This is a genomic window from Viridibacillus sp. KH_047 (genome assembly GCF_057838945.1).
Map to the genome: position 1 here is coordinate 3,556,840 of NZ_CM174479.1, position 16,067 is coordinate 3,572,906.

At 36.5% G+C, this 16,067-nt stretch carries 14 protein-coding genes; 4 read left to right on the forward strand and 10 right to left on the reverse strand.

The window, feature by feature from the left end:
- Positions 1 to 389 precede the first annotated feature (389 nt).
- From AC3IS5_RS17530 to AC3IS5_RS17560, 7 genes are all read right to left on the reverse strand, one after another.
- Positions 390 to 812, reverse strand: a complete 423-nt coding sequence (locus AC3IS5_RS17530) for a TIGR03826 family flagellar region protein (protein ID WP_489425539.1) — start codon at positions 810 to 812, stop codon at positions 390 to 392.
- A gap of 127 nt (positions 813 to 939) precedes the next feature.
- A complete protein-coding gene (locus AC3IS5_RS17535) occupies positions 940 to 1,542 on the reverse strand; it encodes a ComF family protein (protein ID WP_489425540.1) in 603 nt (200 codons plus the stop codon).
- Positions 1,539 to 2,978, reverse strand: a complete 1,440-nt coding sequence (locus AC3IS5_RS17540) for an ATP-dependent helicase ComFA (protein WP_489425541.1) — start codon at positions 2,976 to 2,978, stop codon at positions 1,539 to 1,541. Before AC3IS5_RS17540 ends, AC3IS5_RS17535 begins: the two co-directional genes overlap by 4 nt.
- A 134-nt stretch (positions 2,979 to 3,112) precedes the next feature.
- Complete coding sequence (locus AC3IS5_RS17545; protein WP_489425542.1) at positions 3,113 to 3,955, reverse strand: DegV family protein; 843 nt, start codon at positions 3,953 to 3,955, stop codon at positions 3,113 to 3,115.
- A 160-nt stretch (positions 3,956 to 4,115) separates the two neighbouring features.
- Positions 4,116 to 4,760: a Cif family virulence factor gene (locus AC3IS5_RS17550; protein WP_489425543.1), complete on the reverse strand. Its 645-nt coding sequence runs from the start codon at positions 4,758 to 4,760 to the stop codon at positions 4,116 to 4,118.
- A gap of 448 nt (positions 4,761 to 5,208) precedes the next feature.
- On the reverse strand, positions 5,209 to 5,883 hold the full coding sequence (locus AC3IS5_RS17555) for a response regulator (protein WP_489425544.1): 675 nt from the start codon (positions 5,881 to 5,883) through the stop codon (positions 5,209 to 5,211).
- Positions 5,884 to 5,909: 26 nt separating this feature from the next.
- Complete coding sequence (locus AC3IS5_RS17560; RefSeq protein WP_489425545.1) at positions 5,910 to 7,064, reverse strand: sensor histidine kinase; 1,155 nt, start codon at positions 7,062 to 7,064, stop codon at positions 5,910 to 5,912.
- A gap of 181 nt (positions 7,065 to 7,245) precedes the next feature.
- Between AC3IS5_RS17560 and AC3IS5_RS17565 the strand changes: the two genes are divergently transcribed.
- Both AC3IS5_RS17565 and AC3IS5_RS17570 read left to right on the forward strand, forming a co-directional pair.
- Positions 7,246 to 7,881, forward strand: a complete 636-nt coding sequence (locus AC3IS5_RS17565) for a YigZ family protein (RefSeq protein WP_489425546.1) — start codon at positions 7,246 to 7,248, stop codon at positions 7,879 to 7,881.
- Between the two features lie 137 nt (positions 7,882 to 8,018).
- Positions 8,019 to 9,113, forward strand: coding sequence for an LCP family protein (locus AC3IS5_RS17570; RefSeq protein WP_489425547.1), 1,095 nt, complete (start codon positions 8,019 to 8,021; stop codon positions 9,111 to 9,113).
- 243 nt (positions 9,114 to 9,356) lie between these two features.
- Here AC3IS5_RS17570 and AC3IS5_RS17575 read toward each other — a convergent pair whose 3' ends face one another.
- Together AC3IS5_RS17575 and AC3IS5_RS17580 are read right to left on the reverse strand one after the other, a co-directional pair.
- Entirely contained in the window at positions 9,357 to 10,397 is a 1,041-nt protein-coding gene (locus AC3IS5_RS17575; RefSeq protein ID WP_489425548.1) for a glycosyltransferase family 4 protein, read from the reverse strand.
- A 304-nt stretch (positions 10,398 to 10,701) separates the two neighbouring features.
- Positions 10,702 to 12,396 carry a methyl-accepting chemotaxis protein gene (locus tag AC3IS5_RS17580; protein ID WP_489425549.1) on the reverse strand — a complete coding sequence of 565 codons (1,695 nt, stop codon included), beginning with the start codon at positions 12,394 to 12,396 and terminating at the stop codon, positions 10,702 to 10,704.
- Positions 12,397 to 12,736: 340 nt separating this feature from the next.
- Between AC3IS5_RS17580 and brnQ the strand changes: the two genes are divergently transcribed.
- Entirely contained in the window at positions 12,737 to 14,056 is a 1,320-nt protein-coding gene (brnQ, locus tag AC3IS5_RS17585) for a branched-chain amino acid transport system II carrier protein (protein ID WP_489425550.1), read from the forward strand.
- 137 nt (positions 14,057 to 14,193) lie between these two features.
- The gene (locus tag AC3IS5_RS17590) at positions 14,194 to 14,517 is read left to right on the forward strand and encodes a hypothetical protein (protein WP_489425551.1); all 324 of its coding nucleotides are present in this window, start codon (positions 14,194 to 14,196) and stop codon (positions 14,515 to 14,517) included.
- 149 nt (positions 14,518 to 14,666) lie between these two features.
- Here the strand turns inward: AC3IS5_RS17590 and AC3IS5_RS17595 are convergent, their stop codons facing one another.
- Positions 14,667 to 15,995, reverse strand: a complete 1,329-nt coding sequence (locus tag AC3IS5_RS17595; protein WP_489425552.1) for an NAD-dependent malic enzyme — start codon at positions 15,993 to 15,995, stop codon at positions 14,667 to 14,669.
- Positions 15,996 to 16,067: the final 72 nt, after the last annotated feature.

A 16,067-nucleotide genomic window follows, 5' to 3' on the forward strand; every position in this document is an offset into this window, starting at 1 on the left:
CTTGCTTTAGCGCTTCTCACTCTCTCTTTGGCGCTACTCGCTCACGCTTTGGCGCTTCTCACTCTCGCTTTAGCGCTACTCACTCCTACTTTGGCGCTACTCGCTCTCGCTTTGGCGCTACTCGCTCTCGCTTTGGCGCTACTCACTCCCGCTTTGGCGCTACTCACTCCCGCTTTGGCGCTACTCACTCCCGCTTTGGCGCTACTCACTCCCGCTTTGGCGCTACTCACTCCCGCTTTGGCGCTACTCACTCCCGCTTTGGCGCTACTCACTCCCGCTTTGGCCCTACCCGCTCTCACATTATCCCTACTCACAAGCTCCCTAACTCAAAAACCAAATAACTCCAAAACAAAAAATCCCCACACACTAAGTATGCGAAGATTTATACTTTATTGCTTTTTCTTAGTAGAGTCGGCATAGTAAGTTGTTCGGTCTGATTCTTCTACGCTTGATCTAAATTCACGTGCTGCTTCGAATTTATTTAGTTCGGATTTTAGTTCGGTTTGGCATTTAATGCAGAGCTTGCCTTTCGTCGTTAGAGCTCCGCAGTTGTCACAAGGATAACCTAGGTTTGGGAACATAGCTGGTTGCAAGCGACCTTTCCTTACCCATTTATGTAGTAAGTCCTCTTCTACACCTGTAGCTTCGACAATTTGCTCGATTGTAGCCGATCGATTATCGCGTTTGCGTAAGAAACGGTAAACAACCTCGTACATTTTCTCTTCATCTTGCGCACATTTTCCGCAAACCTCTCTAACACCAGTATAGTTATAAAAGTCTCCACATTTAGGACAGTTTCGCAATTCACCCATGTTCTTACCCCCTGGAATTTAAATTCTACTACTTAATATACTAGTTATATTGTCGGTAAAATCAACCTAAAATTTATAAAATACAGGGAGTTTGTAAAGAATCGTACGATTTTTTGTATCTTTATGACTAACCTTGAATTAGGGTAAATGCTTTCACGGAATGTGCTCCAGCCGCAGTGAGTATCGTTTTGGCATGTTTTAAAGTGGTCCCAGTTGTCACTATATCATCTATTAAAATATGTGGTCGATTTTCAATTATACTATTCGGTTTTAATTGAAATAACTGAGCGCTTTGTTCACGTTCTACTTTTGATTTAGATGATTGGGATTCAATTGAAATTTTCTCTAGTAAATGTGTATAGGGTATGCCAGCCGCTTTCAATAATTCATCGATATGGGCAAATGTGCGTGTTTTTATTTTTGCTGGATGCATTGGAATTGGCACAATAATAGCGTCAGTGTTTTTCAGTGCTTTAGCAATTTCAGATCTAAATACATCTTTTAACACAATATCTTTAAAAAACTTATATTGATGCAGGAAGTCTTTCATCGCTTCATTGTAATGAAATAATGCTTGGATATCTGGGGACTTTTGTTCCTCAGGTTTAACAAGCTCAAATTTACTATGGCAAATAGGACAAATGACTGCTTGCTGTTCATACATAATCAGTTGCTTCCACGTTAATTGTCTTTTTAAAGGCTTTGAACATAGATAACAAATCATATTCATATCATTGTTAGCTCCGTATGATTGAGACGTTTAATTTCTTTTGTTGCTCGGTCCATTTCAACAGAGATACCGTGGTGAAAGAAGACAAGATCTCCAGTCGGACAATCGAAAGAACGTCCAACTCTTCCTCCTATTTGAATGAGTGCACTTGAAGTGAAGATACCACTTTCTGCTCCTACTACAGCTACTTGTACGTTAGGTATTGTGATACCGCGTTCTAAAATGGTTGTTGTTAATAGTCCCCTTACTTTTTTTGCACGGAGTTCTAACACTTTTTCTTTTCGGTTTGGATCTTCTGCATGAACAGCTTGAATGTTTGGTTCCAATTGCTGAAATAACGGGATGGCCTTTTCCATTAGAGCGATAGTAGGAAAGAAAATGAGAAAAGGTTTATTTTCTTGGAGCTGTTTCTTTGTCCATTGAATAAGTTTCTTGGGTAGTCTTGTCGATTCAATTTGTTTTGAGTATCTCCACAATGATTCATAGCGTGGCACTGGTAGTAGATGCCCGTGATATCTTCTAGGAATAAATGAATAGCCACCCTGCTGTTTTTGTATTCGATTGAGTAGTTTTTCTGATGGCGTTGCTGTCACGTACATAATGGGTGCATCACTTTTTTTTGCTTTAATAACCGCTTGTTGTAAAGTTTCATCATGCGTATATGGGAATGCATCGGCTTCATCGACAATGATCGTATCAAAAGCATCCTCAAAACGGTAAAGCTGGTGTGTCGTCGCAATAATAATCGGGGCGTAATTCTTGTCGACATCTGCGCCACCGTAGAGTGCTTGTGTTTTTGTCTTTGGGAAAACTTGTTGAATACGCGGTGCTAGCTCTAATACGACATCCGTTCGAGGCGTTGCGACAGCAATTCGTTTTCCTTCCTTTAAGCATTCGTAAATAGCTGGAAATAAAATCTCTGTCTTTCCAGCACCACAAACCGCATGGATTAAATGATCTCGGTTTACATTTATACTTTCAATAAGTTCTTTCGAAGCCTTTTGCTGATAAGGTGTAAAGGTGCCTGTCCATGAGAATTGGTGTTTAGGTGATTTTCTAGGTGTTGGCCCAATCCATTTTATGAGATCCGAACAACCGCTGACACGTCCCATGCTGATGCAATGTCTACAATAGACACAAGTTTGCTCACAAGCTGCACAATAATAGGTTACAAATAGATTTGGATTGTTGTTAGCACATCGATTACAGGTGTAATTCATACGCTTAAATCGAGAATTCATTTTGGCGTTTTTCTGCACACCTGGGAGAGTGGCGATGTAGCCAAGTTGGATGTGTTGGATGATTAATTCTTCTGAGAAAGGGGAATGTTCACGTAGCCAAATACGTCCTGTTAGGAAATCACGTAAGGACGGGTTTTCTAAGGCACCTACATAACGATGGAATTTGTTTCGTTGCTTGAATAATCGTTTTCGCAAATATTGCCTCCTTACTAGGGGTTAGATTTGGATTTATTTTACAATCATTTATATGCGTTGGCAAGTAGCAATTTTAGAGTTTCAAATCCACAAAAAAACCACCCTACATTTTGTAAGGCGGTTCGTCGTTTACTTTATTTTTTTACCCAACCAAGACCCATAGAGCCTTCACCTAGGTGGGTTCCAATAACGGGTCCAAAATAGCTTAATTTGACGTTCACATTTGGGAATCTATCTTGCAAAGTTGCCATCCATTCGTTCGCTTCATCTTCACAGTTACCGTGTATTACTACTGCATCAAGTTGATCGTATTTCGCTGCGTCTTCACCTAGCAGGTCCTCTACTCGTTTAAGGGCACGTTTACGTGTACGAATTTTTTCGAAGGGTACAATGACTTTGTTTTCAAAATGTAGTATTGGCTTAACTTGTAAAAGTCCACCGATTAGAGCTTGAGCTGCTGATAAGCGACCGCCTCTTTGTAGATGAGCTAGATCGTCTACCATGAAATAAGCGCGCATTGTTTTACGCATTTCTTCAAGAGCTTCTAAAATTTCTTTCGCTGATGCACCGTCTTTGGCCATTTCGCCAGCTTTCAATACATAGAACCCTTGGACAGCACATGAGATTTCACTGTCAAATCCATAGACATCAATGCCTTGGACCATTTCGCCAGCTTGTAAAGCGCCTTGGTATGTACCGCTAATACCACTTGATAAGTGTATAGCCACAATTTCATCATATTCTTTCGAGAGCTCGTCAAATAATGTCATAAAAGTACCAATTGGTGGTTGGGACGTCTTTGGTAGCTCGTTTTCATTTCGTACTTTATCATAAAAGTTAGTAGTTGTTATATTTACTTCTTCTTCAAATGTTTCATGTTTAATTACAACACTTAATGGAACCATGCGAATATTATATTGTTCACGTTCGGCTTTAGTTAAGTAAGCTGTACTGTCTGTTACGATGGCAGTTGTCATTAATCGTTCACGCTCCTACTTCAATAGTATATTAATATCGTAAGAAAGTGAAATGATAAATAATGTGTCTACAAAGAATGTTACTTTTCGCTACAATTCGTTTTTATTTACGGAAAAATAGCAAAGCAGCTACTTGTCTAATCAGTAGCTGCTACTTTTCTTATTCCATTTTTTCACCAACAGCAGCTACACGTGTTACTAGCCATTTGCCATCTTCTTTAACAAAGACAGTATTTGTTCTAGCTGCCTGTTTAAACGGTTCGTCATTTTCTAATTCTACTTCTACTGTGATTCGAGACAAAAGTTGCGCTTCATTTTCGTCATATTGAACTACTTGGACGTCTTTAGCTGAATGTTTTATATCGAAATTCTCAAAGTTTAGCTTTTGATATTCCACATCTTCTTCAAGATCGAAGCCTGTAGGGTTTTTTGAAAGGGTTTTGCTATAGCGCTCTAAGTCTTCTGCATTTAAAGCAGCAATGTATTCATCAAATGCTTGAAGGAGAGCTTTTTCTTCTTCAGCAGGAACATTTTTCGCCGCTTCTACTTTACCTTCCACCATTTCAAATCCTATAGCTTGATCGTCTTCTTTTGTTTCTTCTGTAGCTGATTTTTCTGATTTAGATTCGTCATTAGTTTCTTTTTCAGTTTTATCTTTAATACTATGGTCAACAGCATTAGATGCTGCTGCATTCTCACCATCATTGACTGAACCAGTGTTCTCTTTTGTTGTGCTGTCATCATTGCCACATGCCACTAATAATAAGGCACATACTGGGACAAGCAACCATTTTTTTATAATCAATTCCAAAACCTCCCGCGGATATTGTAGCATATTTGTAGATTACCTAAAAATTAATAGCTTTATGCAAAGTTCCAACTAATAGCTTAATCTTTTTTATCGATGAAAACACCATTTTTTTTAAATTTCTTTTACAAATAGATGACGTTTGTATCTCGTTGGAAGTTGCAAAAAACACAAAACCCTGCTTCTCGACAAAGAGAAACAGGGTTTTGCTTGGTACCATCAAATACAAAATGATAGAATGCGTGCAAATAAATTTGCAGTGCTAATCGCATAATATAAGAATGCAGAAAGTGACCAATACTATTCAAGTTTTAAATGCAGGCTCTGACATTGCGCTATGAACTGCACTTTTAATAATAGGCTAATTCATAATTTAGCACAAGTAATGCGATGCTTTGTTCACTTGCGTCAATTAGCTTATCATCATCTGGATTGCGATAAATAATTAGCGTACTTCAACCCAACCGTTTTTAATTGCTGTCACTACAGCTTGTGTACGGTCATTTACGTTCATTTTTTGTAAAATGCTTGATACGTGGTTTTTAACTGTTTTTTCTGAGATGAATAATGTTTCACCAATTGCACGATTACTTTGACCATCAGTTAATAATTGCAATACTTCACATTCACGTTTCGTTAATAAATGGAATGGTCGACGAATTTCAGTTTGATGGAATGAACCTTTGTTTTCGCGTTCGCTTAAACGACGGTACTCAGCAACTAGGTTTTTAGTTACTTTCGGATGTAAGTATGAACCACCAGAAGCTACGATTTTGATAGCTTCAACGATTTCGTCAGCATCCATTTCTTTTAACATATAACCAAGTGCACCTGATTTTAAAGCGTGTGATACATATGATTCATCATCATGGATAGAAAGCATGATAACTTTTGCATCAGCGTATTTCTCTAAAAGTTCAGCTGTTGCTTCAACACCATTTTTTTGAGGCATATTAATATCCATTAATATAACATCTGGATTATACTCTTCATAAAGTTGGATAACATCTGTACCGTCATCGCCTTCTGCTACTACTTCGAATGTATCTTCAAAATCTAAAATGCGTTTTACTCCTTCACGGAATAATTGGTGATCATCTACTATTACTATCTTTGTCATATAAAATCCTCCTATTTAATACTACTTTAATTCTTTTGTTCATGATTTAGTGGAATTTTGAATATTAATCGAGTTCCATTATTAATCTCAGAAATCATTTCCATTTCCCCACTAAGTAATTCTACGCGCTCGCGCATACCAATTAAACCGAATGAATTTTTTTTCACAATATTAGTATCGAATCCAACACCATTATCCTTTATAGTTATATTGGCATGTTCTTCCAACCATTCGAATTTAACCCATACTTCAAGTGCTTTGCCATGTTTGATAGCGTTATTTACACATTCTTGTACAAGTCGAAAAATGGCTACCTCGTAATTTGTCCCCATTCTTCTTTGCTCACCCATTGACTGAAAATGGATTGTAGTACCTTTATTATACTCTTCAACTGAAGAAAGATATTTCTTTAGTGTTGGAATTATACCTAGGTCATCTAAAGCCATTGGACGTAAATCGTAAATAATGCGTCTTACTTCATGTAATGCATCGCGCACCATATCTTTTAATTGTAGTATTTCTTGTAATGCTTTTTCTACCCCTCGTTCTTGGTATGTGCGATTGATTAAATCTGTGCGAAGTAATACATTGGCTAACATTTGTGCAGGTCCATCGTGAATCTCTCGAGAAATACGTTTACGTTCATCTTCTGTTGCTTCGATGATCTTAATCGTAAAGTCTTCTTTCATCTTCGCATTTTCGAGTGCTGGACCGACATGCTTCAAATCAAAGGTCAAATAATTCAATACAACATTTACTTGGTTTACGAGATGATTTGCTTTTTCAATCGTATCAAGTAAATTGCGCATCCTTCTTTCAAGGTCATCTCTTTTCTCACGTAGCTGCTTTTCTTCAGCTTGGACAACAGAATGACGTATTTGAAGTTGATTTGCTTGATCGTATGCTTTGTGGATTTCTGCTTCAGAATAAGTTTGGAAGTTTTTTGATACTTCCGCTAATCTTCCTCTGGCAAATTTCGTTTTGGTCTCTAAAATGTCATTTTCAGTGATTACATCAGCGATTTTTTCACGAACTTCTTCCAGTTCGATTTTCATTTCTTCAAATGTATGTCTACTCTGTTCACTGATCGTAAAAATATCACTTTTAGATTCGTCTATTGTTTTTACCATTCGATTAAAAATTATATCTAATGATTTTATATCAATTTTTTCTCCCAACATACCAAACCCCTTACAAATTGTGCTACATTTTGAAGAAGTAATGAGCATATATTATAATTATATATATGAACCTATTTTCCCGTATCACAAAGTTAATTATAGCATTTTTATGATTTTTTTTTATTAAAATTTCGTGTCAACTAGATGTCAAAAATAAATTGATTTATTTAAGGAGTTTACCATGAGAGAAAACTATTATACACTAAAAAGCTTTGGAACTGATGAAATAATCATCTCAAAATCGAGATTTATCGCGCATTGCGGGCGAGCAGAGACTGAAGAAGAAGCCATTGCATTTATAAATAAGATAAAAAAAGAGCATCATTCCGCAACACATAATTGTTCAGCTTATCTAATTGGAGAACACGATCAAATCCAAAAAGCGAATGATGATGGTGAACCTAGTGGTACGGCCGGAGTACCTATGCTTGAAGTATTGAAAAAACAAAATTTGAAAGATACTGTTGTTGTTGTAACTCGTTACTTTGGGGGCATTAAATTGGGAGCTGGTGGATTAGTCCGTGCTTATGGCAAATCAACTACCGTTGGAATTGAGGCTGCAACAGTGGTTGAACGTCGCCTTCATAGTTTGATGAAAGTTTCCGTTAGCTATACATGGTTAGGAAAAGTAGAAAATGCTATTCGCAATTCTTCTTATATATTAGATAACATTGAATATACTGATGATGTCGATTTTTATACCTTTGTACCAAAGGAGGAAGTAGAGAACTTTACAAATTGGATGATTGAATTGACTAATGGTCAATGTAAAATAAATTGTAATAAACAAGAATTTTTAGAATTCGACAAGCAGTAATGTAAATTTAATTTTACTGTTATAAAACTGCATAGTATAATATAATTCGCTATACATTTACATTTGAAACTTTTTGGATACGCCATACGTCCAATATTTATATATAGCATTTATTCCTAATTTAGAGGAGATCGTGTATGACTAACTTAAGAATGGGCCAAAGAAAAAAGAAGCCCTCAAAGAAAAAACTGATATTACGCACTACTTTAATTCTGATTGCCCTTATGGTTGTCTCAACTGGCACCTACGCATATTGGTTAACGAAAAAAGCAGAAGAAGCTGCAAATAATGCATATGACGGAGATAATACACGTTTAAAGTCGGATTTACGTGAGTCGATCGTAAAGCCAATGACAGATAATGTTTCTATTCTATTTGTCGGTATTGACGATAGTGAAAAACGCGGTCAAGGTTCCGAACATTCCCGTTCTGATGCATTGTTACTAGCAACGTTAAATAATAAATCGAAATCCGTAAAGTTACTAAGTATTCCTCGTGACTCATATGTTTATATTCCTGATATAGACAAGAAAGATAAAATTACGCACGCACATCTTGGAGGCACGAACGCAACAATTGACACTATTGAGAATTTATTAAACGTCCCAGTTGACTATTATTACCGCTTAAATTTCGATGCATTTATCGAAATTGTTGATGCTCTTGGTGGTATTGAAGTAGATGTTCCTTATGAACTTCATGAACTAGATGAAAACGATAAACGTACAGTAAATCTAAAACCGGGTTTACAAACGGTAAATGGTCGTGAAGCCTTAGCGCTTGCAAGAACGCGTAAAAAAGATAGCGATATTCAACGTGGTGAACGCCAACAAATGATTTTAGCTGCCATACTGAAAAAAGCATCTTCCGTTACATCATTTACTAAATACGATAACATTCTTGAAGCCGTTGGTAACAACATGAAAACAAATATGACTTTTAATGAAATGAAATCATTCTTTGAATACATTAAAGGTGGTATGCCTAACGTAGAATCATTGACTCTTAAAGGTAGTGATGATACTTCTACTGGTATTTACTACTACCAATTAGACGAGCCCGCATTAGCAGAAACACAAAATATCTTACGTACTCAACTTGGACTAACAGATAGTAACCTAACTGATAATTCAGGTGACACAGAAAATGCAGCAGACAATAATAATACTGAAGGCTCTGGATATAATTCAGATTATAAATCGAACTATAAATCAGACAATAATAATCAATAATCACGAAAATCCCTACGTCATCTTCGACTAAGGGATTTTATTATGTTTATAACGGCGTTTATTAAGTAAATAAATTTGTGTCATCTCACTAAACATGACTGACCTGCTTCAATGTGGGCAATTGTACAATTCATAACACCGCCATTAAAGTTACTAGCCCTCGTTCACATCCATAACTACTCTATCTATCTCCAAATAAAAAGACGATATCGCAGTCAATTCTGCAATATCGTCTTTTACTATTTATTTTTTACTACGCACTAAGTTTAATAGCGGTCTATAATTCGATCCTGCTAGTCCGATTATTTCTACAAATAATTCAATCGCAACAAGCAATACCGTTATGAGTAGAATGCCTCCCCATAGCTTAGCCATTGAGAAGACAATCGCCGCTAAACCAAACATCGATGCCATACCATAAATGATTATTACAGTTTGGCGATGTGTGAAACCAACATTTAATAAGCAGTGATGTAAATGTGATTTATCTGGCGAAAATGGTGGTTGTTTATTTAACAAACGGCGAACAATCGCAAAGAATGTATCTGAGATTGGTACGCCAAGCATGATAATCGGAATAACTAGTGAGATAAATGTAACGTTTTTGAATCCCATTAAAGCTAAAACTGAAATCATGAAGCCGAGGAACAACGAACCTGTATCCCCCATGAAAATTTTCGCAGGATGGAAATTGTAAAATAAAAAACCAATAGAACTTACAGCTAACATCGTAGCCATGATGATAACAAATGTATTTCCCATTATAAAAGCCATTCCAGCAAGTGTAATCAACGCAATGGTTGAAACACCAGCAGCAAGGCCATCTAGTCCATCAATTAGATTAATCGCATTCGTAATACCTACAATCCAAATAATTGTTAATGGGATACTTAGGAAACCGAAATCAAGTTCTCCACCGAATGGTAGGTTTATTTGTTCAATTTGAATTCCGCCGAAAAATATTACGATTACTGCAGCAATTAACTGACCAAGCAGTTTAGCCTTCGCTGAAATCTCAAACATATCATCAAGGGCGCCTGTCACAATAATGACAAAGCTCCCAATTAATAGAGGAAGCATTGCTTCATGCATAGGTCGTAAAATCAAAATCCCTATGAGGAATGCAAGATAGATGGCTAAGCCACCAAGTCTTGGCATAATTTTAGCATGCACTTTTCGATAATTTGGACGATCGACCGCACCTACACGAAATGCGAGTCGTTTCACAAGCGGAGTCAGTAAAATTGAAGCTATGAATGCTACAATCCATGCAAGGTATGTCATACCCTTCCTCCTTAATAACTCTTTTCATTTATATTTTATAGACGCAAAAAATATGCATCCAATATATTTACAATTTATTTACAATGTATTATAGCATGAATTACTAGAAAACACACTTCGTTTAACCGAAATTATTACTTTCTTATACTCTAGTCAATTCTTTTATAGGACGTCGCTTCACTTTAAAAAGTTCCCACTTTCACAGAAAAAGTCTCCCAACAATGCAGTTAGGAGAAGCATCACGGCATTTTCTTAATATTGTACCCCCCTCCTAGGAAGGCTAAACATTTTTCCACATATTACTTTAACTGTGCATCTCAAACTTTGTTGTTGATTGGCGCATTGTCATCGCTTGATCAGAGACGTCATGAATACGTGCCGACAATAATTCAATAGTTGATAGATTATCACTTAAGAACAATGTCGTCTCTTCAATATGCTCAGTATTTTGAAAGATAGCGTCATTTAACTGGTGAATCAAGGTTTTAGTACTTTCCTTTTCTTTTTCAACAGTTTGTATTTGTCTGGACATCGCTTTAAATTGTTCACGTGTATTACCTAAATATTGTATGATAATCGTCATTTGCTGTGCCGCGTTTTGAATTGCTGTTGCACTTTCTTCTGATGTTATAAGACCAGCGTTAAAAGTATTCGCCATTGTTGTACCTTGCACAGTTATATCATCGGACAAATTATGAATATTGTGAGCAGCATTCGAAACTTCTTCCGCTAATTTACGGACTTCCTCTGCTACAACTGCGAACCCCTTCCCTGCTTCACCAGAACGTGCCGCTTCAATTTCAGCATTCAACGCTAACAAATGCGTTTGTTTGGCAATTTGTTTTACCAAAAGAGAGACACGGACAATTTCATCAGTACGCTTTTGTAAAAGTATTCTTTCCTGTTCTGCTTCTATTAGAAGTTGCTGTAAACCCGTCATTTTGCTTACAGCTTCAGTCATCGAAACACTACTATCTTCTACAAATTGTTCCGCTTGAAGCCCCTTTATTGACAGTTGCTCTACTTGGCCAACCATTTGCTGCAAATTATTTGAGAAGCGTTCCATAAAATCAACAATACCATCAGATGAATATTGCTGTGCTTTTGCATTTTGCAAAGACTCTTTAAGTGAAACTGATACTATTTTCGATCCCTCTAAAGATTGTACTGAATAATTTTGCAGTACATGACTGTCATTCGATATTTCATGTGCTGACGATTTAATTATTTGAAGCATTTCTACAAGTTGATGCTTCATATGATTCATCGCTGTAGATACTTGTCCTATCTCGTCATTCGTATGTATTGGTAAATCTACAACGGTCAAATTTCCTTTTGAAATACTTTCAGCTGTTTGTGCAACTAATTCAAGTTGTTGGCGAATTTGGTGATTTGTGATCATCATTAATATAGTAGAAATGGCTACCGCCAGTAAGAATGACACACATAATACGATTAAAGTTCTTCGCTGGCTATCATTCATATTTTGTAAAATCTGTTCACGTTCCGATGATGCTCCTGCTCGAATTGTGTTTAAATTTTTTTCGATATTGTCATACGATTGATATACCGAATTCAGTTGACGCCGTTTGGCGATATTGTCTTTTTTCGCAACTGATACTTTCAAACGCTTTATGTATAATTCATGAATCCTTTTTAGTTCCACTTCGATTGCTTCCAAGTTTCCCGACTGCACTACATCTCCATATTTTTCCAATAAACTTTCAAGAGTAGACATTGATGCACCATACGAAGCATCATACTTAGCTAACGGATCCCCAGTATAATGGATGACTGCAATATATAATGTACTGAATTCCTTTGATAACATATCTATGTCATTAATACTCTTCGATAAACTATCTAATTCTTGAGACCATTTTCTATTCTCGTTTACTTGAAAAGTTAGTGTGACTGTCATTATGGCAAATAACAGCAAAGTAATACTAAGTGAGAGAAAATACTTTCTTCTCAAGTCCATTTTATTCCATATAAACATATATATTACCCCTCCTTAAAGACAATCTAGCACACGAAATAGACTAAAAGTTCCATTTTACAAACACTTAACAGTTCCTTTACACTATCTCCATAAATGTATTCCGTGCAATGAAAGCGCTTTAATACTATAAAGCGCTGGATTGAGAAAAAACCTACTAGCTTGTCTTTTTTTAAGGTTCCATTCTTAACGTATTCATGTTAAAGTTGTTTAGTAACTTTTATAACTTTTGCAATTAGAATTTTCAGATTACAAAGATTATTTATTATAAAGAAAATTAGTGTTGTGTTTTCATAGATGAAATCATTACGCAAGTAATTTTTAAAAGGAGTCTTTTTTTATGAAGAACAAATCTTTATCACTTGGGGAGCAAGTTGCTGTAGGTTTAATGCTCTTTGCATTGTTCTTAGGTGCAGGAAATATAATCTTCCCTCCGCAATTAGGTCAACAAGCTGGCGAATCATTTAGTCTAGCCATGATCGGATTTTTAATCACCGGTGTTGGTTTACCACTAATTGGTGTTATCACTGTTGCTAAAGCTGGCGGTCAATTACAAGATATGGCCGGTAAAGTTCACCCTCTTTTTGGGATTGTATTTACTTCCATCGTCTATTTAGCAATCGGACCATTCTTCGCAATTCCACGTACTGGTACAGTATCTTATGAAATTGGTGTCTCACCATTTCTATCAGATGCAATGCGTGAATCTTCTATTCCGTTATTGATTTCTACAATTGTTTTCTTCGGAATAACAACATTCTTTGCACTAAATCCAACTAAATTAGTTGACCGTGTTGGTAAAATCCTAACTCCAATACTTCTATTAGTAATTGCTCTTCTAGCAGCAAAAAGTATTATTACACCAATGGATGGTCCTGGTGAAGCAATTGGTAAATATACTACACAGCCATTTACTGAAGGTTTCCTACAAGGATACTTAACTATGGATTTCTTAGCTGCTTTAATATTTGGGATTGTAATTATCCAAGCCTTACATTCCAAAGGTATAACTGATAATAAAAAAATTGTTAAAACAACTATTTTCGCTGCATGTATTGCTGCAGTAGGTTTAGCTTTAGTTTATATTTCTTTAGGTTATATTGGAGCATCAAGCTTCCAAACGATTGGCGCTCAAAGTAGTGGTGCTGAAATTATTGCAAAATCTGCAAACATTCTTTACGGTGATTTTGGTAATATTCTATTATCAGCAGTTATCTTACTTGCTTGTTTATCTACTTCAATTGGCTTATTAACTGCATCATCTCAATTCTTTACAAAACTTTTCCCTAAAGTTTCATACCAAGTTTTTGTTTTCATTTTCGCGATTTTCAGTATGGTTATTTCAAACTTTGGCTTAGAGCAACTAATTTCGATCTCTTTACCAGTACTTTTAGCTATCTATCCGCCTGCAATCGTGTTAATGAGCTTAGCTTTAATCGATAAATTCTTTAATGGTGCATCAATTGTTTACATTGTTGCATTAATCGCTACTGCACTAGTTAGTGTATATGACGGTTTACATGCAGCAAAAATGGAGATCCCAGCTTACGCAGATCTATTAAGCCACTTACCTCTTTATGCAGAAGGTATTGGTTGGTTAGTACCTGCAATAGTTGGAACAATCATTGGTTTGATTATTTCATTATTTACAAGAAAATAAGATACTTTTCGCAAAAATACCCCGAGCTTCGTGCTCAGGGTATTTTTGCGTTAACAAACTTAAATATACATAATATTCTAAAAGTATAGTATTTTCATATTGGGCTATTCTTATAATCTTTCCTATTTTCAGGAAGAATGAGGTATATCCTCGAAAAGGTCGGACCTGAATTCCACCAATACTTATTTGACGATGATCATGCAGCGAAACCGTTTAATCGTGAAGATTTTTTACATATTGTATTACCTGGGAAATACTTAGGAAACGTAATTGGCTTCGGCTCAAAACGCGATTTTAATGAAGCCAGATTTTATATTCGTAATGCGATGTTTACGAAACAAGTGGATGAATTACATGTGGATTCAGAGGAACGTATTCATACAAAAAAATATGTAATGGATGCATATATTTATTTTCACGTAATGAACATACTGAAGAAGTTGATAAACAAAATTAAGTAAGGAACATATTGTTTATAAAGATGCATATGGTCGCGTATTTTCCGTTGAGGATTTAGAGAAAAAATAAAATATCTTTGAGAGAAAGCATTTCGCATTTGCGGAATGCTTTTTTTATACAAAAAAACCGCTTAATAAGCGGCCTATTGTTATTAATCTATATATGCCATCTCTATTAAAGCTACTCTTTCAACTGCTTCAGCTACCGATTTATGAACGTTTGGATCTAGCGGGTGTGGTACTAGGTCACCGTTTCGCGTTGCGTCTACAATGGCATTAGCGGCCGCTAATAACATTGGGTACGTAATACTTTTAACATTAGCATTTAATGCCCCTCTGAAAATCCCAGGGAAGCCTAAAACATTATTAACAAGGCGTCCATCTGCAGCATATGATGCTCCAGCAGCAATTGCATCTTCAGGAGTAATTTCTGGGTATGGATTTGAAAGAGCCAAAATAATTTGTCCTTCACGTACCATTGATGGTTGAATCAGACCTGATACCCCTGTCGTTGCAATGACAATATCACATTTTGCCATCGTTTCTTCAACTGACCCTACTACCGTTCCACCAAAACTACGCAAACGGACTAATGCACTTTCTTGCGGATCTGTGCCACATACTTCTTTAACACCATAAGCCATTAGCATACGACAAATTGCCAGCCCTGCTGCACCGAGACCAATTTGACCAACTACAGCATCTTTCAATTCAACTCCTGCATAACGACAAGCTGATATTACTGCAGCTAAAGTAACAACAGCTGTTCCATGCTGATCATCATGCATAACGGGGATTGATAGCTCAGCTTTTAGACGCTCTTCAATTTCGAAGCAATGTGGTGAACCAATATCCTCCAACAATATGCCACCAAAACCTTTTGCAATATGTTTTACCGTTTCAACTACTTCATCAGGCTTGCTTGTATCGAGTAAAATTGGAATACCACTAATACCAGCAAATTGATCAAACAATACAGCCTTCCCTTCCATCACTGGCATACCTGCAACTGGTCCTATATTCCCCAACCCTAAAATAGCTGTACCATCGGTAACGATGGCAACAGTATTACCAATGCTTGTGTAATAATGTGCTTTTTCGGGTTCTCTTTGGATCTCTTGGCAAACGTTCGCCACACCCGGTGTATAAATTCGACGTAAATCACTTAATGAGCGCACGTCTACGCGACTCGTCATATGTATTTTTCCGCCTTCATGCGCTTTCATGACGTCATCCGAAACTGAACGAACGTGAATATTTTCATCTATATTATTAATCGCTTCTACAATCTGATTGAGCTGAGCTACATCTGCACAAGTACATGAAATATCACGAATTGTAGATAATGTACCGATTTTCATTGTTTTGATATCACCAATATCACCGCCAATTGAGCCAATTGCTGTAGCAACCTTTGCCAAATTACCAGGAATAGATGGTGTTTCTACTATTAGATTACGAATAATGCTTTGAACGTTCAATTTCTTTCCTCCCAATTGTGAAAACGCTTTTATGTTTATGGAGTTTATGATACTACTCTATATCCTACACGT